The sequence below is a fragment of the Camelimonas fluminis genome (genome assembly GCF_014656355.1).
Classification (GTDB): domain Bacteria; phylum Pseudomonadota; class Alphaproteobacteria; order Rhizobiales; family Beijerinckiaceae; genus Camelimonas; species Camelimonas fluminis.
Map to the genome: position 1 here is coordinate 97,167 of NZ_BNCG01000009.1, position 20,179 is coordinate 117,345.

Sequence of the window (20,179 nt, forward strand, 5' to 3'; positions counted from 1 at the left end):
GCGGGCATTGCGGAACTCGCCGCGCTGGATGGCCACGAAAGTGATGATCGTCGCCCCCAGGGTCGCCAGCCACCAGGACTGGGCGTTGGCGGCGCCAAAGCAGGCGACGGTGAAGGCGGCCCCAAAGCAGGAGACGATGCCGGAGGTCAGGGCCGGATTGTTGTGGCGGCGCGAGGCGAAGATGGCGTAGCCAAGCGCCACAGCCGCCGCCAGGGCGCCGACAACGCCCAGCTCATACCAGATCTCGAACGGCAGCGTGCGCGGCGCATCCGGCGACAGGTAGCCGGCGACACGGGCGCGGATGCTGGTGTCGAGACCGTGTCCGGTGATCATGCGCAGCGGCTCACTGCCGGTTTCCTCAGCCCAGGCGCGCAGCGCCACGGCGCCGGGATACAACGGGCCGTGGAAAAACTTCAGGAACGGCCGCAGGATCAGCGGGAACAGCGGGGCCAGCGCCAGCAACGCCGGCATCAGCACCGCGATCACCCGCACGCCGCGATCGCCTGTCAGCCGGGTGATCGCGTACAGCACGGCGCCGACAGCGACAGCGAGCAGGGCGGCGCTCTCCGGCATGACGCAGGTCGCCACCGCCACAACGCCGAGCAGCACGCAGGCGCCGAGAATGCGCCGCCGCGACACCAGCCAGGCCACGGCCGGCCAGACCATCACCGCCAGCACGACAAGGCCGCGCTCCAGCGGATCGGCGTCCATCAGTTCGGCGTTGACGTCCTGGGCGCGGAACGCCCCCAGCGCCAGGGCGCCAAGCGCGCCGATGGCGACGCCGACGGGGATGAGATGCAGATTGGCGGTGCGCACCCGCTCCGGCAGGCTCGCCACGCCAGCAACGCCAATCAGGGTCATCCAGCCGATCTGGATGGCCTTCTCAGTGGCGGTTTCGGGAAACGGCGTCCAGCTGATGGAAACAATCGCCCAGCCCAGCAGCACCAGCGCAGCGACGCCGCCTGGCGTCATGAACACGTCGCGAATGGCGCGCAGGGGCTTCCTGGGCGCGCGATCGATCAGGCTGGCAAGCACCAGCAGGGCCACGGCGATCGGCGTCAGAATCACGGCCGCGCGACGGGAGACCACGGCGCCGATGGGCAGCAGGAACACCAGGGTGAAGAACCCCACGCGACGCAGCAACTGGGCGGCGTCGACCGTGGGGTCGAACCGGTTTGTCGTCTGGGCCTGCGCCTGCGCCGGCCGGGCCGTTGTCGCGCCCGCCGGTCCGCTTCCCTGAAGGACGGGACGCGCCGCCGGTTTGGAAGAGCCTGAACCCTGCATGTCCATCCGATTCCGCTACTGGCAAACCAGTCTCGCATAGCGTGGTCTTGATGGCGGCGCCACCTTCATGGCGGGATCATGGCGGACGCTACCCGTAAGCCGTTTGGGAAAAGCAACCCAACCTGCATAAAATTCTTTTCATTACAGACAGATAAACGAGGCCCGCATTTTGACCGGCTCAAAATTTGTTCCGGCCGTGTTGCAAAAAAACGCAAGCCCGAAGTCTGGAACCGGCGAAAAAAAGGCCCCGTGGGACGGGGCCTTTCCAGAATATCCATGCTGTCGCGATCTGACGTGAGGGCGTCGGCCAGACGGAACGTCTGGCAGGCCGGAATCCGTTCAGGCGGGATACAGACGACTAGTGCTTGCCGTCGCGCAGGAAGTTGATGATCCCCGAAAAATCGGAGCCGCCGAACCCCGCCGCCGCGAAGCGCTCGTAGATTGCCGCCGCAGCCGCGCCGAGCGGCGTCGCGGCGCCGCTGGTCGAGGCCGCGTCCTGGGACAGCTTCAGATCCTTCAGCATCAGGTCGACGGCGAAGCCCGGCTTGTAGCCGTTGTTGGCCGGCGAGGTCGGGACCGGGCCAGGCACCGGGCAATACGAGGTGATCGACCAGCACTGGCCCGAGGACGTGGAGGCCACGTCGAACAGCGCCTGATGCGACAGGCCAAGCTTCTCGCCCATGGCGAAAGCTTCGCAAACGCCGATCATCGAGATGCCGAGGATCATGTTGTTGCAGATCTTGGCGGCCTGCCCGGCGCCGGCGTCGCCGCAATGCACGATCTTGCCGCCCATGACGTCGAGCACCGCCTTGCCGGCGTCGAAGGCCTCTTTGGCGCCGCCGACCATGAAGGTCAGCGTGCCGGCCGCGGCGCCGCCGACGCCGCCGGAAACCGGCGCGTCGAGCGCCGCCATGCCGGCCTCCCCGGCCATGCGGTGGGCGACGCGGGCGCTGTCGACGTCGATAGTGGAGGAATCGATGAACAGGGCGCCCTTCTTCGCGACAGGCAGCGCCTGCTCCCAGACGTTGAGCACCAGCTTGCCGTTGGGCAGCATGGTGATGATCACGTCAGCGCCGGCGACGATGTCGACGGCGTTGGCTGAGACGCTGACGCCCTGGGCGGCGGCGGCGTCGCGCGAGGCTTCCGAAAGGTCGGCGCCGCGCACGACGTGGCCGGCCTTGACCAGATTGGCGGCCATCGGGCCGCCCATGTTGCCGAGGCCGATGAAAGCGATGGTGCTCATGGGAATGCTCCAGGAAGATGGGGCCGGCGCGGCCGGGACTGATGACAGGCCCGGATCCGTTCATGCCGAACCGGACCTGGGCCACTTTCTGTTTTCATGCGCGCCCTGACGCCAGGCGGCAGGAACGCCCGCCGCTTTGGTCTGACGCATTTTCTTGACGAAAAGTGGCGTCCACTTTTCTCGAAAATGCTCTGGATCGCTTCGGGCGAAACCCGGGCCTGGAGGCGCTCTGCCTTTTGGGTCTGACGCATTTTCTTGACGAAAAGTGGCGTCCACTTTTCTCGAAAATGCTCTAGCGGCCCACCAGGGCGCGGGCGACGATCACCCGCATGATCTCGTTCGTGCCTTCGAGAATCTGGTGCACGCGCAGGTCGCGGACAATTTTTTCCACGCCGTACTCGTGCAGGTAGCCGTAGCCGCCGTGCAATTGCAGCGCCTCATTGGCCACGTTGAAGCAGGCGTCGGTGACGAAACGCTTGGCCATGGCGCAAAGTTTGGTCGCCTCCGGCTCCTTGCGGTCGAGGGCGGCGGCGGCGCGCCACAGGAAGCTGCGGGCGGCTTCGAGTTCAATGGCCATGTCGGCGATGCGGAACTGCAGCGCCTGGAATTCGTCGAGGCGTTTGCCGAAAGCCTTGCGCTCATTCATGTAGGCCAGTGATTTTTCCAGCGCAGCCTGGGCGCCGCCGAGCGAACAGGCGGCGATATTGAGGCGACCGCCGTCAAGGCCAGCCATGGCGATCTTGAAGCCATCGCCTTCATTACCGAGCCGGTTGGCCACCGGCACGCGGGCGTTGTCGAAGATGACCTGGCGGGTCGGCTGGGCGTTCCAGCCCATCTTGCGCTCATTGGCCCCGAACGACAGGCCGGGCGTGTCCTTCGGAATCACCAGGGTTGAGACGCCTTTGGCTCCCTCGGCGCCCGTGCGGACCATGACCACGTAAACGTCGGTGTCGCCGGCGCCAGAGATGAACTGCTTGGCGCCGTTCAGCACGTAGTCGTCGCCATCGCGCACGGCCTTCGTCGACAGCGCGGCGGCGTCGGAGCCGGCGCCCGCTTCGGTGAGGCAGTAGCTGGCCATCCACTCCATGGTGGTGAGCTTCGGCAGCCATTGCATGCGCTGGCTTTCCGAACCCCAGGTGTCGATCATCCACGAGGCCATGTTGTGGATGGAAATGAAGGCGGCGACAGCCGGACAGCCGGTGGACATCGCCTCAAAGATCAGCGCCGAATCGAGCCGGGTCAGGCCTGAGCCGCCGACGTCCTCGCGGATATAAACGCCGCCCATGCCCAGCGCCGCGGCGGCGCGCATCTGCGCGACCGGGAAATGCTTTTTCTCGTCCCATTCCAGGGCGTGCGGCGCGATCTGCTCGCTGGCGAAGGCGCGGGCCATGTCGCGAATGGCGACGTGATCTTCCGAGAGAGCGAAAAATGGCGTGCTCTGGCTCATGCTTCTCCGTTCCCTCTTCCCGTTTCCCGCCAACAGCCGTTGGCTCACTGTCCCTGGCCAACCATTACTGGCCCACTGTTCTTGTGGCGTGGGCCGGACCCTGATCCGGCCCGCGCATGTCAGCCGCCCGGCGTCGTCCGCCAGGCGAAAACGCGATCAACCCATGGTCGGGATGACGAACTCGGCGCCTTCCTTGACGCCCGACGGCCAACGCGAGGTCACCGTCTTGGTCTTGGTGTAGAAGCGGATCGAATCCGGGCCGTGCTGGTTGAGGTCGCCGTAGCCCGAACGCTTCCAGCCGCCGAAGGTGTAATAAGCGATCGGAACCGGGATCGGCACGTTAATGCCGACCATGCCGACATTGACCTTCGCCGCGAAATCGCGGGCGGCGGCGCCGTCACGGGTGAAGATGGCGACGCCATTGCCATACTCGTGCTCGGACGGCAGGCGCAGCGCCTCGTCATAGTCCTTCGCGCGGACCACCGACAGCACCGGGCCGAAGATCTCTTCCTTGTAGATCTTCATGTCCGGGGTCACATGGTCGAACAGGCAGCCGCCCATGTAGAAGCCGTTCTCATAGCCCTGGAGCTTGAAGTCGCGGCCATCGACGACCAGCTTGGCGCCCTCGTCGATGCCGGCCTGCACGTAACCCTTCACGCGCTCCAGCGCGTCGCGGGTCACCAGCGGGCCATAGTCGGCGGTCAGGTCGGTCGACGGGCCGACGCGCAGCGCCTCGACGCGCGGGACCAGCTTTTCCATCAGGCGGTCAGCGGTGGCCTGGCCGACAGGAACGGCGACCGAGATGGCCATGCAGCGCTCGCCAGCCGAGCCGTAGCCGGCGCCGATCAGGGCGTCGACGGTCTGGTCGAGGTCGGCGTCGGGCATGATGATGGCGTGGTTCTTGGCGCCGCCGAAGCACTGGGCGCGCTTGCCGGTGGCGGCGCAGCCCTGGTAGATGTATTCGGCGATCGACGACGAACCGACAAAGCCAACGGCCTTGATGTCCGGGTCCTGGAGGATGGCGTCAACCGACTCCTTGTCGCCGTTGACGACATTGAGCACGCCAGCCGGCAGACCAGCTTCCAGCATCAGCTCGGCGAGGCGCATCGGCACGCCCGGGTCGCGCTCGGACGGCTTCAGGATGAAGGCGTTGCCGCAGGCGATGGCCGGGGCGAACTTCCACATCGGGATCATCGCCGGGAAGTTGAACGGCGTGATGCCGGCGACGACGCCGAGCGGCTGGCGCATCGAGTAGATGTCGATGTTCGGGCCGGCGCCCTCGGTGTACTCGCCCTTCATCAGGTGCGGCACGCCGATGGCGAACTCCACCACTTCCAGGCCGCGCTGGATGTCGCCCTTGGCGTCGGGAATGGTCTTGCCGTGCTCGCGGGCGAGCAGTTCGGCAAGGCTGTCATATTCAGCCTGCGCCAGTTCAAGGAACTTCATCAGCACGCGGGCGCGGCGCTGCGGATTGGTGGCGCCCCAGGCGACCTGGGCTTCGCGGGCGTTCTCCACGGCGGCGCGCAGCTCCGCCTTGCTGGCGAGCGCGACCTTCGCCTTCACTTCGCCGGTCATCGGCTCATAAACGTCGGCGAAACGTCCCGAGGCGCCAGCGACGTGCTTGCCGCCGATAAAATGGCCATAGGTGTGCATGCGACCCTCTCCCGTTGCCGCCCGGCCTGCGGGCGCCGTTCCCCAGAGCATTTTCCAGCCAAAATAATCATTTTGCGCGAAGAGAATGCATCATATCAAAATGATAGAGCGAAATTTCAGCCAGACCGGCCGCATTTCGCTCCAGAGCGCGCGCCGGGGATTGTTGTCCGGCTTGCGCCCTGATGCAATTTGGCGCCGCCCGACGCGTGTCGTCCCTTCGCGAAATCTGCTTGTCATTCCGCTGCAGCAACGCCACCGGACGCGAAAACCGTCTTGGGGGTATCACTAACAATTACGCACCGCTATATGCGTTTGTGAATGGTGTTGGTGCGAAAATCCACATACCCGCGATGCAAACAGGCTGGAGCAATGAACAGGTTTGACTGGGACGACCTGCGCTATTTTCTCTCGGTCGCCCGGGCCGGGCGGCTGACCGTCGCGGCGCGCCGCCTGGGCGCCGATCACGCCACCGTGTCGCGCCGCATCACCTCACTGGAAACGGCGCTCAAGGCCAAGCTGTTCGAGCGGCGCCCGCACGGCTACCAGCTCACGGCGCAGGGCGAGCAGCTGCTGGCCAACGCCGAGGCCATCGAAACCCAGGCGCTGGCGGCGCAGAGCGAAATCGGCGGCGCCGACCTGACCCTGTCCGGCGCCGTGCGCGTCGGCGCCCCGGACGGCTTCGGCTCCATTTTCCTGGCGCCGCGCATCGGCGCCCTGGCCGAGCGCTATCCGGAGCTGGACATCCAGCTGGTGGCCATGTCGCGCATTCCCTCGCTGTCGAAACGCGAGGCGGACATCGCCGTGTCGCTCAATCCACCGCGCGAGGGCCGGATCGTCGCCCGCAAGCTGGCGGATTACGATCTCGCCCTTTACGCCGCCCCGGCCTATCTCGACGCGGCGCTGCCGGTGCGATCGCCCCAGGACCTGTTTGAGCACCGCATCGTCGGCTACATTGATGACCTGATCTATACGCCGGAGCTGGACTATCTGGACGAGGTCGCCAAGGGACTGCGCCCGCGCATCCAGAGTTCCAGCATTCTCGCCCAGCTGGCGGCGACGGAGGCGGGCGCCGGCGTCTGCGTGCTGCCGCGCTTCATGGCCGACGGCGCGCGCCTGCGGCGGGTGCTGCCGCGGGAGGTCACCCTCACCCGTTCGTTCTGGCTGATCGTCCACGCCGATTTGCGCGACGTCGCCCGCATCCGCGCCACCATGGATTTTCTGGTGCGCGAAACCCGCGCAGCCCGCGCCGTGCTGCAACCAGAGACGGCCTGAGGCGTCTCCGTCATCAGCGCGTCCGGAGGCGCGCCAGACATCCTGGGCCGGGTAACCTTGCTCTGGCGCTGACATCGCCCTGCCGCCAGGCCAGGCTTCCTGGCGATTGGCGGCGACCATTCCCGTCGGTCCGTCGTCCGAATCCGTTGTCGGGAGCACCAGCCTTGCCCTTGCCAGTTCCGCCGCCCTGGCCTCCGCCCTACGCCGCATTGCCAGGGTTGGCGATGACGCCCCCTCGTCACCACCAGCAACGGCCTGACAGGATTTCATTCTGGACAGGCTGCTTCAGGCCAGACGCCGTCACACATGATGTCGACATACCTGCAGACCGGGAGGAGGTCTCCCTTCCGCCCTACCTGCCGAATGTCAACGCCACGCTCCAATGCGTGCGCGCCTTCCTTGAGCTGGACGCATGCATCTTTGGCAAAGACGGTGTCGACCAGCTATTTCTCACCTCTGGCGACTACGTCAGCCAGGTAATCGCCCATTTCCAGAACTATCGCATCATGGACCAGGGGAAAACGCCGCGCATCTGGCTTCAGGCCGACAAACGGTTGTCCGGCGTAGCGGAGTACGCATCCTCCTACAGCCAGTTCGCCGTCCTGCACCAGCGGTTGCGCGGCGTAGACGTCGCCGACCGGGATTGGGGCTGCCAGTTGATTGTCGGCGTCAAAGCGGGCGTCCCTGTTCCAGCCGAAGCGAAGTTTCCGGTTCCGCTGGACAGTGTCCGGCTATACGCCGGCGAACACAGTTTCCGCACAGCCCGCATCAGCACGCGCGCCCTGCTGCATCCCAACCTGTACGCACAACCGTTGCCCAGCGCGATGACGGAAGGCGTCGCTGACATATTCCGGGACGCCGACGCCCTGGCGCGCGAAGGGCTGCTGTAACGGGGGCCCGCGCGATGAAATGCGCGGTTTCCTCTTGCCCGGCCCGCATCACATCCCCATTTGTGGGCGCATCCGCGCCGCGCCGTCATGGCGGTGGTTTCTTTCCTGCATCTGTCGCGAGTTATTCATGGCCAGTTCTGACGAACCGACCTCCGCCCCCCCTGTGTCCGCCAGCCGCCGGCTGGGTCTCCTGCCAACGCTGATCTTCAGTTCGCGCTGGTTGCAGTTGCCGCTGTATCTCGGCCTGATTGTCGCCCAGGCTGTCTATGCCTTCCTGTTCCTCAAGGAACTCTGGCACCTTGTGGTGCACGCCTTCGACTTTTCCGAGCAGCAGATCATGCTGGTGGTGCTCGGCCTGATCGACGTGGTGATGATCTCCAACCTGCTGATGATGGTGATTATCGGCGGCTATGAAACCTTCGTGTCGCGCCTGAAGCTGGAAGGCCATCCGGACCAGCCGGAATGGCTCGACCACGTCAACGCCAGCGTGCTGAAGATCAAGCTGGCCATGGCGATCATCGGCATTTCGTCGATCCACCTGCTGCGCACCTTCATCGAGGCGGGCAATCTGGGCGTTCCCGGCAAGTCGAATTACACCGAAACCGGCGTCATCCTGCAGACGGTGATCCACGTGGTGTTCATCCTGTCCGCCATCGGCATCGCTTATGTCGACCGCATCAGCAACCCGCCGTCGCATCACGGCGCCGACCATCACTGAAGGCGGCTGAAAAGCACAGGGGCCGGCGCACGCCAGCCCTTGTGCATCCATCCATGCGCCCGATCTCAGCCGGCGCTTCCGCCCCAGTTGGGATCTGCGAGCACGTCGTCGCCGTCAGCGCCCAGCCCGGGCGACGCGCGCCTGGCGACAACCGGCTCGCCATCCATGATGATGGGCGAGCGCACGCCAGGCACGCTGCCGCCGGCGACGCCGGGGTGCGGCAGGTCCATGCGCAACCCGCGATGCACCACCTGCGGATCGGCGAACACCCCGTCCAGCCGGTTGATCGGTCCCACCGGCACGCCGGCCGCCGTCAGCCTGGCCAGAATGTCGTCGCGGGCGAAAGTGGCGGTGCGCGCCGCCAGTAGCCCGGCCAGCTCCTCCCGGTGGCGGATGCGGTCGGCGTTGTGACGGAAGCGCGGATCCTCCACCAGTTCCGGAAGACCGAGCACCGCGCAGATGTGCGCGAACTGCGGATCGGTGCCCGAGGCGATGATGAAATGACCGTCGCTGGCCGGAAACACCTGATAGGGCGCCACATTGACGTGGGCGTTGCCGACGCGGGCCGGGTTCTCGCCGGACACCAGATAGTTCATGGCCTGGTTGGACAGCACCGCCACCTGCGCATCGAGCAGCGCCATGTCGATGTGACAGCCGACGCCGCTGTCGCGCCGGCCCTGGAGCGCCGCCAGGATCGCCACGGTGGCGTACATGCCGGTGAACAGGTCGGCGACGGCGATGCCGGCCTTGACCGGCTCACCCTGCGGATCGCCGGTGAGCGACATGACGCCGCCCAGCCCCTGGATCATGAAGTCATAGCCGGGGCGCGGCGCATAGGGGCCGTTCTGGCCAAAGCCGGTGATCGAGCACCAGATCAGCGCCGGGTGCTCCGCCCGCAGGCTGGCGTGATCGAGGCCATATTTCACCAGACCGCCGACCTTGAAGTTCTCGATCACCACATCGGCGTGGGCGGCGAGCCGGCGCACCAGCGCCTGCCCTTTGGCGTCCTCGAAATCGACGGCGATGGAGCGTTTGCCGCGATTGGTCGCGTGATAATAGGCGGCGCCCATGTCGCCGCCGTCAGTCCCGGTGAGGAACGGCGGGCCCCACTGGCGGGTGTCGTCGCCGACGCCAGCGCGCTCCACCTTGACCACGTCGGCCCCGAGATCGGCCAGCAACTGGCCCGACCACGGGCCGGCCAGCACGCGGGCGAGTTCCAGGACACGCACGCCCTTCAGCGGTTGCGGCGCCATCAGCCTCTCCATCCTGGTGTGGGCGCGCGCCGGATGACCATGACGCGCGCAAGATCGTTGCGGACAAGATTGTTGCGGATTTGATGCGTCATGCATGCTGCCCCCGCGCCGCATCTCCGCCGCGCCGGGACGCGCTTCAGAAAAACGCCTGCAGGCCAGTCTGGGCGCGGCCGAGGATCAGCGCATGCACGTCGTGCGTACCCTCGTAGGTATTGACCGTTTCCAGGTTCTGGGCGTGGCGCATGACGTGGAATTCCTGATGAATGCCATTGCCGCCATGCATGTCGCGGGCAACGCGGGCAATGTCGAGCGCCTTGCCGCAATTGTTGCGCTTGACGATCGAGATCATCTCCGGGGCCATCTCCCCCGCGTCGAACAGCTTGCCGACGCGCCATGAGGCCAGCAGCGCCAGCGAGATTTCCGTCTGCATGTCCGCCAGCTTCTTCTGCACCAGCTGCGTCGCGGCCAGCGGCCGGCCGAACTGTTTGCGATCCAGCGTATAGGCGCGGGCGCGATGCCAGCAGTCCTCGGCGGCGCCCATGGCGCCCCAGGAAATGCCATAACGGGCGCGATTCAGACAGCCGAACGGACCCTTGAGGCCGGAGACGTTGGGCAGCAGGGCGTCCTCGCCCACCTCCACATTGTCCATCACCACCTCGCCCGTGATCGAGGCGCGCAGGGAGAGCTTGCCCTCGATCTTCGGCGCCGAGAGGCCTTTCAGGCCCTTCTCCAGCACGAAACCGCGAATCTCGCCGCCGTGCGCGGCGGATTTGGCCCAGACCACGAATACGTCGGCGATCGGCGCGTTGGAGATCCACATCTTGGAGCCGTTGAGGCGGTAACCGCCGTCGATCTTCTCGGCCCGGGTCTTCATGCCGCCAGGATCGGAGCCGGCGTCCGGCTCGGTGAGGCCGAAGCAGCCCACCCATTCGCCGCTGGCCAGCTTCGGCAGGTACTTCTTGCGCTGCTCTTCGGAGCCGTAGGCGTAGATCGGGTACATCACCAGCGACGACTGCACGCTCATCATCGAGCGGTAGCCGGAATCGATGCGCTCCACCTCACGGGCGACCAGGCCATAGGCGACATATGACGCGCCAGCGCAGCCGTATTCCTCCGGCAGGGTGACGCCGAGCAGACCGAGCGCACCCATTTCGTTGAAGATCTCGCGATCGGTGCGCTCATGGGCGTAGGCGCCGATGACGCGCGGCAGCAGCTGCTCCTGGGCGTAGGCGCGGGCGCTGTCGCGAATCATGCGCTCATCGTCCGTCAGCAGGCCGTCGAGAAGGAACGGATCCTCCCAGTTGAACGCCGCGCCAGAAGTACCAGCCATGTCTCCGCTCCCGTCACTTGCCCCGTCATCAGCGAAAGCGGGGACGTGCATACCTTGTTGCGTCAACAGCCATAGAGCAACTCCGGCCTGAGCGGGAGCCGTCGCGTCCCTGGAGCGGACAAATCGCCGCCCCCAACCATTTGATGAGAAAAGGAATGGTTGTCATCGGGCGGAACACGTGGCAGTCCACGCCTGTTACGGAAGCGCAAGGGGCATGCAGCCAGATCATGCCGCGCCAGTGGGCTCCCCGGCCAGCACGGCGCAGCGTGGGCAAGCGCCCGCTTCAATTGAAGCGGCGGCCGCGCCCAGGCGTCATGGCGGCGGCGTCATGGCGATGGCGTCATGGCGATGGCGCAAGCCCCGCCCCGGCGATGGACCGCTGCGGCGATCGTCCCGGCGCGCAACCCCGTGACAGCGCCTCCGCCGCATGCGCGCGGCGATGGCCAACGGGAGAAATTCATGTCTGCAGCCACCAGCCCTGCGACCCCGGTCGACTACCTGGACTTCATGAAGAGCTTCAACGCGAAGGACCTGTGGCGGGACGTCACCGCCGGGTCCGACGTAATCAACGCCTGCGTCGCCTGCTGCGACCGCTGGGCCGGGGGCGGCCGCGTCGCCCTGATCCATGACAGGGGCGGGGTGACTACGCAGACCACCTACGCCGACCTGAAGAAGCGCGCCGCCCGCTTCGCCCATCTGCTGAAGCGCCAGGGCGTCGGCAAGGGCGACCGCATCGCCGCCATGATGCCGCGCACGCCGGACATGCTGGCCGTGCTGCTGGGCGCCTGGCGCGCCGGCGCGGTTTACGTGCCGCTGTTCACCGCGTTCGGCCCGAAGGCCGTCGAAAGCCGCGTCCATGGTTCGGAAGCGAAGCTGGTGGTGACCGATGCGGTCAACCGGCCCAAGCTCGACGGCGCCGACAACATGCCGGAGATCGTCGTCATCGGCGGCGGCCAGCAGGCCATTGACGCCGGCGACCTCGACTTCGAGACCGAGATGGCGAAGGGGTCGGACGCGTTCGCCCCGGTCCCGCTCGATCGCGACGACCTGATCATGATGCTGTTCACCTCCGGCACCACCGGCTCGCCCAAGGGCGTGCGGGTGCCGATGTTCGCGCTGACCGGCTTCCTCGCCTACATGCGCTATTCGGTGGATCTGCGTCCGGACGACAAATTCTGGAACATCGCCGATCCGGGCTGGGCTTATGGCCTGTATTACGCCGCCACGACTCCGCTGCTGATGGGCCAGACCACCCTGTATAGCGAAGACGCCTTCACGGTGGACAATTTCTACCGGGTGCTGAAGCAGTACGGCATCACCAACCTGGCCGGCGCGCCCACCGCCTACCGGCTGCTGATGGCTGCCGGCGACCAGGCCGCCGCGGCCGTGAAGGGGCAGTTGCGCGCCGTGTCGTCCGCCGGCGAGCCGCTCAACGCCGAGGTGATCCGCTGGTTCGACCGGGCGCTCAATGCGCCGATCCGCGACCATTACGGCCAGACCGAAACCGGCATGGTGCTGTGCAATCACCACGCCCTGACCCATCCGGTGCATGAAGGCGCCGCCGGCTTCGCCCTGCCCGGTTACCGCATCGTGGTGATCGACCAGGACGATAACGAGCTGAAAAGCGAGCAGCAGGGCGAACTGGCCATCGACCGCCAGAACTCGCCGCTGCTGGTGTTCAACGGTTATTGGGGACGCGATCCGCTGCCCGCGGACCAGCGCTATTACCGCACCGGCGACACGGCCGAGATCAATGCCGACGGCACCATCAGCTTCTTCGGTCGCGCCGACGACGTCATCACCTCGTCGGGCTATCGCATAGGCCCGTTCGACGTGGAGAGCGCGTTGATCGAGCATCCGGCGGTGGCCGACGTGGCGGTAATCGGCAAGCCCGACCCGGAGCGCACCGAACTGGTCAAGGCCTTCATCATCCTGAAGCCGGGCGTCGAGGGCACGGACGCCCTGCGCGACGAGCTGGCCCAGCACGTGCGCAAGCGCCTGTCAGCCCACTCCTACCCGCGCGAGATCGACTTCGTCACGGAGCTGCCGAAGACGCCGAGCGGCAAGGTGCAGCGTTTCATCCTGCGCGCCGCCGAAGTGGCGAAGCTGAAGGACGCCGGCGTACAGATCTGAGCGCGGGCCAAAGCCGGCCATCCGATCCCCGCGCGGGTCAGGGCTCCGCAGGCCCTGTTTCTCCCCACCAGACGACTGAAGGCGCGCTCCCCCAGAGCGCGCCTTCTTTCTTTGACCCGGCCAGGAACCGCCCCCCAGAGACGTTCCCCGACCGATCAGGCCCTGGCTGCGGTTACGCCGCCAGCGCCTCGTCGGCAGGGCCAAAGAACTCATAGTGGATGCGACCGGCCGGGACGCCAGCCGCCACCAGGGCGGCGATGATGTCGCGCAGCATCGGGCGCGGGCCACAGATGTAATAATCGGCTTCGGCGACCGGCGTCTGGCGCTTCAGCCAGTCGCCGGAGATCACGCCTTCCTCGTCGAAGTCGCCGCCTGGGGTTGACGCGGGGCTGGGCGCCTCATGGAAGAACACGGCCTTGCCGTCCGGCAGCCTGGCCGCCAGCTCCCGCACATGGGCGGCCATGGCCTGGGCTGAGGAATCGAAGGCGCCGTGGGCGAACAGCACCTGACGCCTGGCGCCTTCCGCCGCAAGGCTTTCCAGCATCGCCACCATGGGCGTGAGGCCAACGCCGCCGGAGAGCAATACAACCGGGCTGTCGCCAGGCTGCAGATAGAAGTCGCCGGCCGGCGCGCCAACCTTGAGGCTGTCGCCAACCTTGACCCGGTCGTGCAGCCAGCGCGAGGCCAGGCCGCGCGGCTCGCGCTTGACGGTGATGCGGTAGCTGGCGCCGTCAGATGCGGCTGACACGGTGTAGTTGCGCTTCAGCGGCGGCTGGCCGGGGATGCTGAGCCAGAGGGTGAGATACTGGCCAGGCTTCTGCCGCACGACCGGTCCACCGTCGGCCGGACGCAGCACGAAAGAATTGATGATGTTGCTCTCGCGAATGATGTCGGCGACGACGAAATCGCGCCAGCCGTTCCAGCCGCCGGTCGCGCCGGCGATCTCCTTGTAGATCGTCTGCTCGCGCTCGATCAGCACATCCGCCAGGAACCAGTAGGCCTCGCCCCAGGCATCCATGATCTCATCCGTGGCGGCGTCGCCAAGCACGGTCCTGATCGCGGCCAGAAGGGCGTCGGCGACGTAAGGGTAGTGCTCCGGCAGGATCTGCAGGCCAACGTGCTTCTGGGCGATGCGCTCCACCGCCCCGGTCAGCGCTTCCAGATTGTCGATGTTCTGGGCGTAGGCGAGAATCGCCCCGGCAAGCGCCTGCGGCTGCGAACCGTTGTCGCCATGGTGCGACTGGTTGAACAGGTCGCGGATCGCCGGATTGCGGAACATGTTGGCGTACATTTCACGGGTGACGGCGAGACCGTGGAGCGCCAGCGCCGGAGCGGTGGCCTTTACCGTGGCGATGGTCCGTTCACTCAGTGACCGTGGCATGTGGAGGCTCCAGAAACAGTTTGACCGGCCTCGGCTCAGGTAGACTGGCGGCATGCCGGACGACGCCAAATCATGCATCGCAAATGCATCTATTCACGCCGTTGAAAATCATGCAACGAAAATGCATCTTTCAAATTGTCGCAGGAACCGGCTGCGGCGGCTGCGCAGCATCCGGTGAAACGGGCCTGTCGCCGCACCGGCGCAGGGATGGAAAACGGCGGAACGATGCGATTGACGCGCTACACGGACTACGCCATGCGCGTGCTGCTCTATCTGGGGGCGCGGCCTGACCGTCTGTGCTCGATCGCCGAAATCGCCGGGGCCTACCGTATCTCCCAGAACCATCTGATGAAGGTCGTCAACGATCTGGGGCGCGCCGGCTATGTGGCCAGCGTCCGCGGACGCGCCGGCGGCGTGCGCCTGGCCCATGACCCGGCCGACATCAATATCGGCGCGGTCGTCCGCCACACCGAGGACGGCTTCGATCTGGTCGATTGCGGCGGTTGCGTCATCGCCCCCGCTTGCGGCCTGACCAGCGCCCTCGGCGAGGCGCTGGCCGCCTTTCTGGCGGTGCTCGACGGCTACACGCTCGCCGATTTGCTGACCAAACGGGCCGACATGACGCGCCTGTTGCTCGGCGCCGCCTCGCCGCCGGCAACGGAAACGAAAACGCCCCGGCGGACAGCCTGGGCGTGATCAGGACATTTTCAGAACGCGCCGGACAGACATTGTCTGGCGAGGCGGCGCCCCCGGGCCAAAATCCGTTCATGCTGAAGCGGATCTGCCCCTGTTTCTGTTGAACGGACGCCTTCACGCCAGGTGGCGGCGCCCCGGCCCTCAGCCCTCAGCCTTGTCCAGGCCGTACAGGGTGTGCAGCGTGCGTACCGCCAGTTCCGTGTAGGCCGCGTCGATCAGCACCGAGAACTTGATCTCCGACGTGGTGATGGCGCGGATGTTGATGCCCTTGTCGGCGAGCGCCCGGAAGGCGCGGGCCGCGACGCCGGCATGGCTGCGCATGCCAACGCCGATGGCCGACACCTTCACCACATCGGTGGCGCCTTCGATCTCGGTGAGGCCGAGACTGTCGCGGCGCCCGTCAAGGATCTTGCGGGCGCGTTCGTAGTCCGCGCCGGGCACCGTGAAGGTGATGTCCGTGTAGGCGTTGTCGCCCGACACGACCTGAATGATCATGTCGACGTTGATATTGGCTTCGGCCAGCGGCACGAAGATATCGGCGGCGACGCCCGGCTTGTCGGCGACGCGACGCAGGGTGATCTGCGCCTCGTCCCGGGAATAGGCGATGCCGGTGACGACCTGCTGTTCCAAGATCTCCTCCTCGTCGCAGATGAGCGTGCCGCTGCCTGGATTGGCCGGATCATCGAAGGACGAACGCACATAGGTGCGCACGCCGTGCACCATGGCCACTTCGACCGAACGCACCTGCAAAACTTTCGCGCCAAGCGACGCCATCTCCAGCATCTCCTCAAAGGAGACGCGGTCAAGCCGGCGCGCCCGGCTGACAATGCGCGGATCGGTCGTGTAGACGCCGTCCACGTCGGTATAGATATCGCACCGGTCGGCGCCGATGGCGGCGGCGACAGCGACGGCGCTGGTGTCGGACCCGCCGCGCCCCAGGGTGGTGACCCGGCCGCTTTCCTCGTGCAGCCCCTGGAAGCCGGCGATCACCGCCACCTCGCCGCGGCCGAAGCCCGCGAGCAGCCCCGCGCCGTCAATGCCGGTGATGCGGGCGGAAGAATGGGCGCCGTCGGTCAGGATCGGAATCTGCCAGCCCTGCCAGGAGCGGGCGGGCTGCCCCATGCCCTGCAGGGTGATGGCCAGCAGGCCGGCGGTGACCAGCTCGCCCGAAGCGACGACCGCGTCATATTCACGCGGATCGTACAGCGGCGCAGCCTCACGGCACCAGGCGACCAACTCATTGGTCTTGCCGGACATGGCGGAAACAACGACCGCGACGTCGTTGCCGGCCTCCACCTCCCGTTTGACATGGAGAGCGACGTTACGGATGCGCTCGATATTCGCGACGGAGGTACCGCCGAACTTCATTACCAGGCGGGCCATGGCTCTCAATCACAATCGGTGGGAGGCGCGCGCCGCCAGACGGCGCGACCAACTGGGGAAAGAACCGCGCGTATAGGAAGCGGCATTGACGCTGTCAATGGATGCGCCCCGCCCTTCCAGGAGCACTCGACAGGGCGGCGCGCGTGGTGTAAAGGCGCGACTTCAACTGAAAACAGCGTGGCCGAAACGCTTGCAGTCTTCGTTGGACGTCGCCCCCGGCGGCCGGGTTCAGACCCGCGCCCCAAAGCAGGCGTCCTGATGGCTGCCACGGCAGGAGCACATGATGAACATTATCGAGCAGATCGATCAGGAGCAGATCGCCCGCCTGACCGCCGACCGCAATTTCCCGGAGTTCGAGCCCGGCGACACCGTGCAGGTCAACGTCAAGGTTCGCGAAGGCGAGCGTTCCCGCGTGCAGGCCTATGAAGGCGTCTGCATCGCCCGCGCCGGCGGCGGCATCAACCAGAGCTTCACCGTTCGCAAGATCTCCTATGGCGAAGGTGTCGAGCGCGTGTTCCCGCTGTATTCGCCGATCATCGACTCGATCAAGATCGTGCGTCGCGGCAAGGTGCGTCGCGCCAAGCTGTATTACCTGCGCGACCGTCGCGGCAAGTCGGCCCGTATCGCCGAGCGCGTTGAGCGCGCCCCGAAGGCCGCCAAGTAAGCCTTTAAAGCAAGTAAGACTGTCAAGTCAGGCGCCGGTCCCGGCGCCTCGCTTCCACCCGCCGCGCTCCCGCACGGCGGGTTTATTTTTGCCGTTTTCCCGCGACGCCTGTCGAGGCTGGGGCGCACGCCAGCCTGCCGGAGCAGGCCAGGCCCGTTGTGATGGCGATGCGGTGACAAGCCGCGACGGCTTCGCCGCTCATGGGCCCTGACGGCTCCAGCCGACGACTTTTCTCCCTACTCGGTGGCTTCGTCGGCCAGCGGCCGGAAGCGCGCGGCGCGGATGGAGATGCAATAGCCGGCCAGCACGTCGATGGCGGCGATCAGGGTGATGATCAGAAACGCCGCTTCGCCGCATTTGCGCACAAACAGGAATTCCACCGCGCAGACCAGGAAAACGACCAGCGACAGGGCGTGATTGACCAGCGACGAGGTGCGCGCCCGGGCGCTGATGATTTCCACGAACAACAGGGCGAAGGCCGCGACGACAAAGGCGTCGCCGGTGGTGATCGGCCACAGTTGCCCCGATGGCAGCGTCGTCTGGCCGACCACGGTGGTGGGCGTGGCCGAACCGAACACGACCAGACTGTTCCATGCCGCCACGATCAGGGCCAGCAACGGAAATGCGCGCAGCACAAACATTCGGAATGCTCCCAGGCAGCCTGTCAGGCGCCGTCATGACGCGGAGCGCCGCGACGCGACGCCGGGCGCAGTGTTGCTGGGCTGGCGGGCGCCCGTCAATCGGCGCGCCACGCGGCGCCGTTGATCAACACGCTCCGACGATGGCCAACGCCCATTGTCATGCGCCGCCCGCCCCCCATATGCCTGCGAAGACGACGCCCGTCAGATGGCGGCCGCGCCGCGCATCGCAATTATCCGCTCCATCCGCGCATGTGCGCCATCCATGCATGTGCTCCGCCAGCGCATGATCTGGCGAACCGACTGCGCTGGTTGCCGTTGTTTCGCCAGACTGGATTTGCTACAAACAGCCCATGGACGCCCGGACGATCATGACAGCGACAGCGCCTGGCCGCGTAGGGACGGTTCGTCCCTGGCGCGCGATGGCGGTTGCGCGGCTCGACGAGCCGGGCCGCATCCTGCTGCACGATCACACGCGCCTGCCCGGCCGGTTTTTCGGCCGCATGACCGCATCGGTGCAGGCGGAGCTTACCGGCTGAGGCTTGCGGCGCACCCGCCGCCAGCCTCGCGCAGCGGGCCATCCCGCGCAGGCCGGACGCCGTGCAACGCCATGGCGCATGTGTCGCCAGCAACCGGCGCACCCTCTCCCGGCCACGCATCAGGACCCGTTGCGCAAGCCCCGTGAACGACACGGCGGCTCCCACCATAACGATGGGGCCGCATTCCGGCGCACGCCATTGCGCCAGCTTTTCCGAACCAACGAGGCCTGCCATGGCTCCCCGCACCCTGTACGACAAGATCTGGAACGACCACGTGGTCGACACCCGCGAAGACGGCGCCAGCCTGCTGTATATCGATCGCCACCTGGTCCACGAAGTGACCTCGCCCCAGGCCTTCGAGGGCCTGCGCGTTTCGGGCCGCAAGGTGCGCGCCCCGCAGAAGACCCTGGCCGTCGTCGATCACAACGTGCCGACGTCCGACCGCTCCAAGCCCAACCCCGATCCGGAGAGCGCCACCCAGATCGAGACGCTGGCCCAGAACGCCCGCGACTTCGGCGTTGAGTATTACTCCGAGCACGACGTCCGCCAGGGCGTGGTGCACATCATCGGCCCCGAGCAGGGCTTCACCCTGCCCGGCACGACCATCGTCTGTGGCGACAGCCACACCTCCACCCACGGCGCGTTCGGCGCCCTGGCGCATGGCATCGGCACCTCCGAGGTCGAGCATGTTCTGGCCACCCAGACGCTGATCCAGAAAAAAGCCAGGAACATGCTGGTCCAGGTGGACGGCAGCCTGCCGGCTGGCGTGACCGCCAAGGACATCATCCTGGCGATCATCGGCGAGATCGGCACCGCTGGCGGCACCGGCCATGTGATGGAATACGCCGGCCAGGCCATCCGCGAGCTGTCCATGGAAGGCCGCATGACGGTCTGCAACATGAGCATCGAGGGCGGCGCCCGCGCTGGCCTGATCGCCCCGGACGAGAAGACCTACGAATATCTGCGCGGCCGCCCGAAAGCGCCGCAGGGCGCGGCCTTCGACGAGGCCGTGCGCTTCTGGGACACGCTGCGCACCGACGAGGGCGCGCACTTTGACTCGGTGATCCGCCTCGACGCCGCCAATTTGCCGCCGATCGTTTCCTGGGGCACCAGCCCTGAGGACGTGATCTCGGTGGCCGGCGTGGTGCCGGATCCGGACCAGATCACCGACGAGGCCAAGCGCATCTCCAAGCATCGCGCCCTGGAGTACATGGGCCTGAAGGCCGGCACGAAGATCACCGACATCGGCATCGACCGGGTGTTCATCGGCTCGTGCACCAACGGCCGCATCGAAGACCTGCGCGCCGTGGCCCGCATGGTCGAGGGCCGGAAGGTGCACGCCAGCGTCAACGCCATGGTGGTGCCGGGCTCTGGCCTGGTGAAGCAGCAGGCCGAGCAGGAAGGCATCGACAAGATCCTGATCGCCGCCGGCTTCGACTGGCGCGAGCCGGGCTGCTCGATGTGCCTGGCCATGAACCCCGACCGCCTGGCGCCGCATGAGCGTTGCGCCTCGACCTCGAACCGCAATTTCGAGGGCCGTCAGGGCTTCAAGGGCCGCACCCATCTGGTGTCGCCGGCCATGGCCGCCGCCGCCGCGATCGAAGGCCACTTCGTCGACATCCGCAACTGGGGTTGAGAGCCTTGAGCGCTTCCGC

Annotated in this window: 17 protein-coding genes; 8 read left to right on the forward strand and 9 right to left on the reverse strand. The window is 66.5% G+C overall.

Annotated features, from left to right (window positions below):
- From IE243_RS11785 to IE243_RS11800, 4 genes are all read right to left on the reverse strand, one after another.
- Positions 1–1,284: peptide ABC transporter permease (locus tag IE243_RS11785; protein WP_191319579.1), on the reverse strand; the 1,284-nt coding region annotated here is incomplete at its 3' end.
- A 358-nt stretch (positions 1,285–1,642) separates the two neighbouring features.
- Positions 1,643–2,527 carry a 3-hydroxyisobutyrate dehydrogenase gene (gene mmsB / locus IE243_RS11790; RefSeq protein WP_191319580.1) on the reverse strand — a complete coding sequence of 295 codons (885 nt, stop codon included), beginning with the start codon at positions 2,525–2,527 and terminating at the stop codon, positions 1,643–1,645.
- 292 nt (positions 2,528–2,819) lie between these two features.
- Positions 2,820–3,974 carry an isobutyryl-CoA dehydrogenase gene (locus tag IE243_RS11795; protein WP_191319581.1) on the reverse strand — a complete coding sequence of 385 codons (1,155 nt, stop codon included), beginning with the start codon at positions 3,972–3,974 and terminating at the stop codon, positions 2,820–2,822.
- A gap of 156 nt (positions 3,975–4,130) precedes the next feature.
- Positions 4,131–5,627 (reverse strand): CoA-acylating methylmalonate-semialdehyde dehydrogenase, encoded by a 1,497-nt coding sequence (locus IE243_RS11800; protein WP_191319582.1) that lies wholly within the window; start codon positions 5,625–5,627, stop codon positions 4,131–4,133.
- 369 nt (positions 5,628–5,996) lie between these two features.
- Here IE243_RS11800 and IE243_RS11805 point away from each other — a divergent pair, with 369 nt between their 5' ends.
- The 3 genes from IE243_RS11805 to IE243_RS11815 all read left to right on the forward strand — a co-directional run bounded on the left by IE243_RS11805 (position 5,997) and on the right by IE243_RS11815 (position 8,507).
- A complete protein-coding gene (locus IE243_RS11805; RefSeq protein ID WP_191319583.1) occupies positions 5,997–6,899 on the forward strand; it encodes a LysR family transcriptional regulator in 903 nt (300 codons plus the stop codon).
- A gap of 224 nt (positions 6,900–7,123) precedes the next feature.
- Positions 7,124–7,789 carry a hypothetical protein gene (locus tag IE243_RS11810; RefSeq protein ID WP_191319584.1) on the forward strand — a complete coding sequence of 222 codons (666 nt, stop codon included), beginning with the start codon at positions 7,124–7,126 and terminating at the stop codon, positions 7,787–7,789.
- Positions 7,790–7,916: 127 nt separating this feature from the next.
- Positions 7,917–8,507: a TIGR00645 family protein gene (locus IE243_RS11815; RefSeq protein WP_191319585.1), complete on the forward strand. Its 591-nt coding sequence runs from the start codon at positions 7,917–7,919 to the stop codon at positions 8,505–8,507.
- A gap of 65 nt (positions 8,508–8,572) precedes the next feature.
- Here IE243_RS11815 and IE243_RS11820 read toward each other — a convergent pair whose 3' ends face one another.
- Both IE243_RS11820 and IE243_RS11825 read right to left on the reverse strand, forming a co-directional pair.
- On the reverse strand, positions 8,573–9,760 hold the full coding sequence (locus IE243_RS11820) for a CaiB/BaiF CoA transferase family protein (protein ID WP_191319586.1): 1,188 nt from the start codon (positions 9,758–9,760) through the stop codon (positions 8,573–8,575).
- 136 nt (positions 9,761–9,896) lie between these two features.
- Positions 9,897–11,090, reverse strand: coding sequence for an acyl-CoA dehydrogenase (locus IE243_RS11825; protein WP_191319587.1), 1,194 nt, complete (start codon positions 11,088–11,090; stop codon positions 9,897–9,899).
- A gap of 459 nt (positions 11,091–11,549) precedes the next feature.
- Between IE243_RS11825 and IE243_RS11830 the strand changes: the two genes are divergently transcribed.
- Positions 11,550–13,223, forward strand: coding sequence for an AMP-binding protein (locus IE243_RS11830; protein ID WP_191319588.1), 1,674 nt, complete (start codon positions 11,550–11,552; stop codon positions 13,221–13,223).
- A gap of 172 nt (positions 13,224–13,395) precedes the next feature.
- On the opposite strand, the gene hmpA is transcribed toward IE243_RS11830, so the two are convergent.
- Positions 13,396–14,604, reverse strand: coding sequence for an NO-inducible flavohemoprotein (hmpA, locus tag IE243_RS11835; RefSeq protein ID WP_191319589.1), 1,209 nt, complete (start codon positions 14,602–14,604; stop codon positions 13,396–13,398).
- Positions 14,605–14,829: 225 nt separating this feature from the next.
- Between hmpA and IE243_RS11840 the strand changes: the two genes are divergently transcribed.
- Positions 14,830–15,300 carry an Rrf2 family transcriptional regulator gene (locus IE243_RS11840; protein WP_191319590.1) on the forward strand — a complete coding sequence of 157 codons (471 nt, stop codon included), beginning with the start codon at positions 14,830–14,832 and terminating at the stop codon, positions 15,298–15,300.
- A gap of 141 nt (positions 15,301–15,441) precedes the next feature.
- Here IE243_RS11840 and IE243_RS11845 read toward each other — a convergent pair whose 3' ends face one another.
- Positions 15,442–16,683 (reverse strand): aspartate kinase, encoded by a 1,242-nt coding sequence (locus IE243_RS11845; protein ID WP_191319591.1) that lies wholly within the window; start codon positions 16,681–16,683, stop codon positions 15,442–15,444.
- 283 nt (positions 16,684–16,966) lie between these two features.
- Here IE243_RS11845 and rplS point away from each other — a divergent pair, with 283 nt between their 5' ends.
- Complete coding sequence (gene rplS / locus IE243_RS11850; RefSeq protein WP_191319648.1) at positions 16,967–17,347, forward strand: 50S ribosomal protein L19; 381 nt, start codon at positions 16,967–16,969, stop codon at positions 17,345–17,347.
- A gap of 236 nt (positions 17,348–17,583) precedes the next feature.
- Here rplS and IE243_RS11855 read toward each other — a convergent pair whose 3' ends face one another.
- Positions 17,584–17,988 (reverse strand): hypothetical protein, encoded by a 405-nt coding sequence (locus IE243_RS11855; protein WP_191319592.1) that lies wholly within the window; start codon positions 17,986–17,988, stop codon positions 17,584–17,586.
- 368 nt (positions 17,989–18,356) lie between these two features.
- Here IE243_RS11855 and IE243_RS11860 point away from each other — a divergent pair, with 368 nt between their 5' ends.
- Both IE243_RS11860 and leuC read left to right on the forward strand, forming a co-directional pair.
- On the forward strand, positions 18,357–18,524 hold the full coding sequence (locus tag IE243_RS11860) for a hypothetical protein (RefSeq protein ID WP_191319655.1): 168 nt from the start codon (positions 18,357–18,359) through the stop codon (positions 18,522–18,524).
- A gap of 232 nt (positions 18,525–18,756) precedes the next feature.
- Positions 18,757–20,160 carry a 3-isopropylmalate dehydratase large subunit gene (leuC, locus tag IE243_RS11865; protein WP_191319593.1) on the forward strand — a complete coding sequence of 468 codons (1,404 nt, stop codon included), beginning with the start codon at positions 18,757–18,759 and terminating at the stop codon, positions 20,158–20,160.
- Positions 20,161–20,179: the final 19 nt, after the last annotated feature.

Bases quoted from the DNA above. Each gene is read 5' to 3' on its own strand.
- rplS (WP_191319648.1), top strand. From the start codon at position 16,967: ATGAACATTATCGAGCAGATCGATCAGGAGCAGATCGCCCGCCTGACC.
- IE243_RS11855 (WP_191319592.1), bottom strand. From the start codon at position 17,988: ATGTTTGTGCTGCGCGCATTTCCGTTGCTGGCCCTGATCGTGGCGGCA.
- IE243_RS11840 (WP_191319590.1), top strand. From the start codon at position 14,830: ATGCGATTGACGCGCTACACGGACTACGCCATGCGCGTGCTGCTCTAT.
- IE243_RS11825 (WP_191319587.1), bottom strand. From the start codon at position 11,090: ATGGCTGGTACTTCTGGCGCGGCGTTCAACTGGGAGGATCCGTTCCTT.
- IE243_RS11845 (WP_191319591.1), bottom strand. From the start codon at position 16,683: ATGGCCCGCCTGGTAATGAAGTTCGGCGGTACCTCCGTCGCGAATATC.
- IE243_RS11810 (WP_191319584.1), top strand. From the start codon at position 7,124: ATGACGCCCCCTCGTCACCACCAGCAACGGCCTGACAGGATTTCATTC.
- IE243_RS11805 (WP_191319583.1), top strand. From the start codon at position 5,997: ATGAACAGGTTTGACTGGGACGACCTGCGCTATTTTCTCTCGGTCGCC.
- IE243_RS11860 (WP_191319655.1), top strand. From the start codon at position 18,357: ATGACAGCGACAGCGCCTGGCCGCGTAGGGACGGTTCGTCCCTGGCGC.
- mmsB (WP_191319580.1), bottom strand. From the start codon at position 2,527: ATGAGCACCATCGCTTTCATCGGCCTCGGCAACATGGGCGGCCCGATG.
- IE243_RS11820 (WP_191319586.1), bottom strand. From the start codon at position 9,760: ATGGCGCCGCAACCGCTGAAGGGCGTGCGTGTCCTGGAACTCGCCCGC.
- IE243_RS11815 (WP_191319585.1), top strand. From the start codon at position 7,917: ATGGCCAGTTCTGACGAACCGACCTCCGCCCCCCCTGTGTCCGCCAGC.
- hmpA (WP_191319589.1), bottom strand. From the start codon at position 14,604: ATGCCACGGTCACTGAGTGAACGGACCATCGCCACGGTAAAGGCCACC.
- leuC (WP_191319593.1), top strand. From the start codon at position 18,757: ATGGCTCCCCGCACCCTGTACGACAAGATCTGGAACGACCACGTGGTC.
- IE243_RS11830 (WP_191319588.1), top strand. From the start codon at position 11,550: ATGTCTGCAGCCACCAGCCCTGCGACCCCGGTCGACTACCTGGACTTC.
- IE243_RS11800 (WP_191319582.1), bottom strand. From the start codon at position 5,627: ATGCACACCTATGGCCATTTTATCGGCGGCAAGCACGTCGCTGGCGCC.
- IE243_RS11795 (WP_191319581.1), bottom strand. From the start codon at position 3,974: ATGAGCCAGAGCACGCCATTTTTCGCTCTCTCGGAAGATCACGTCGCC.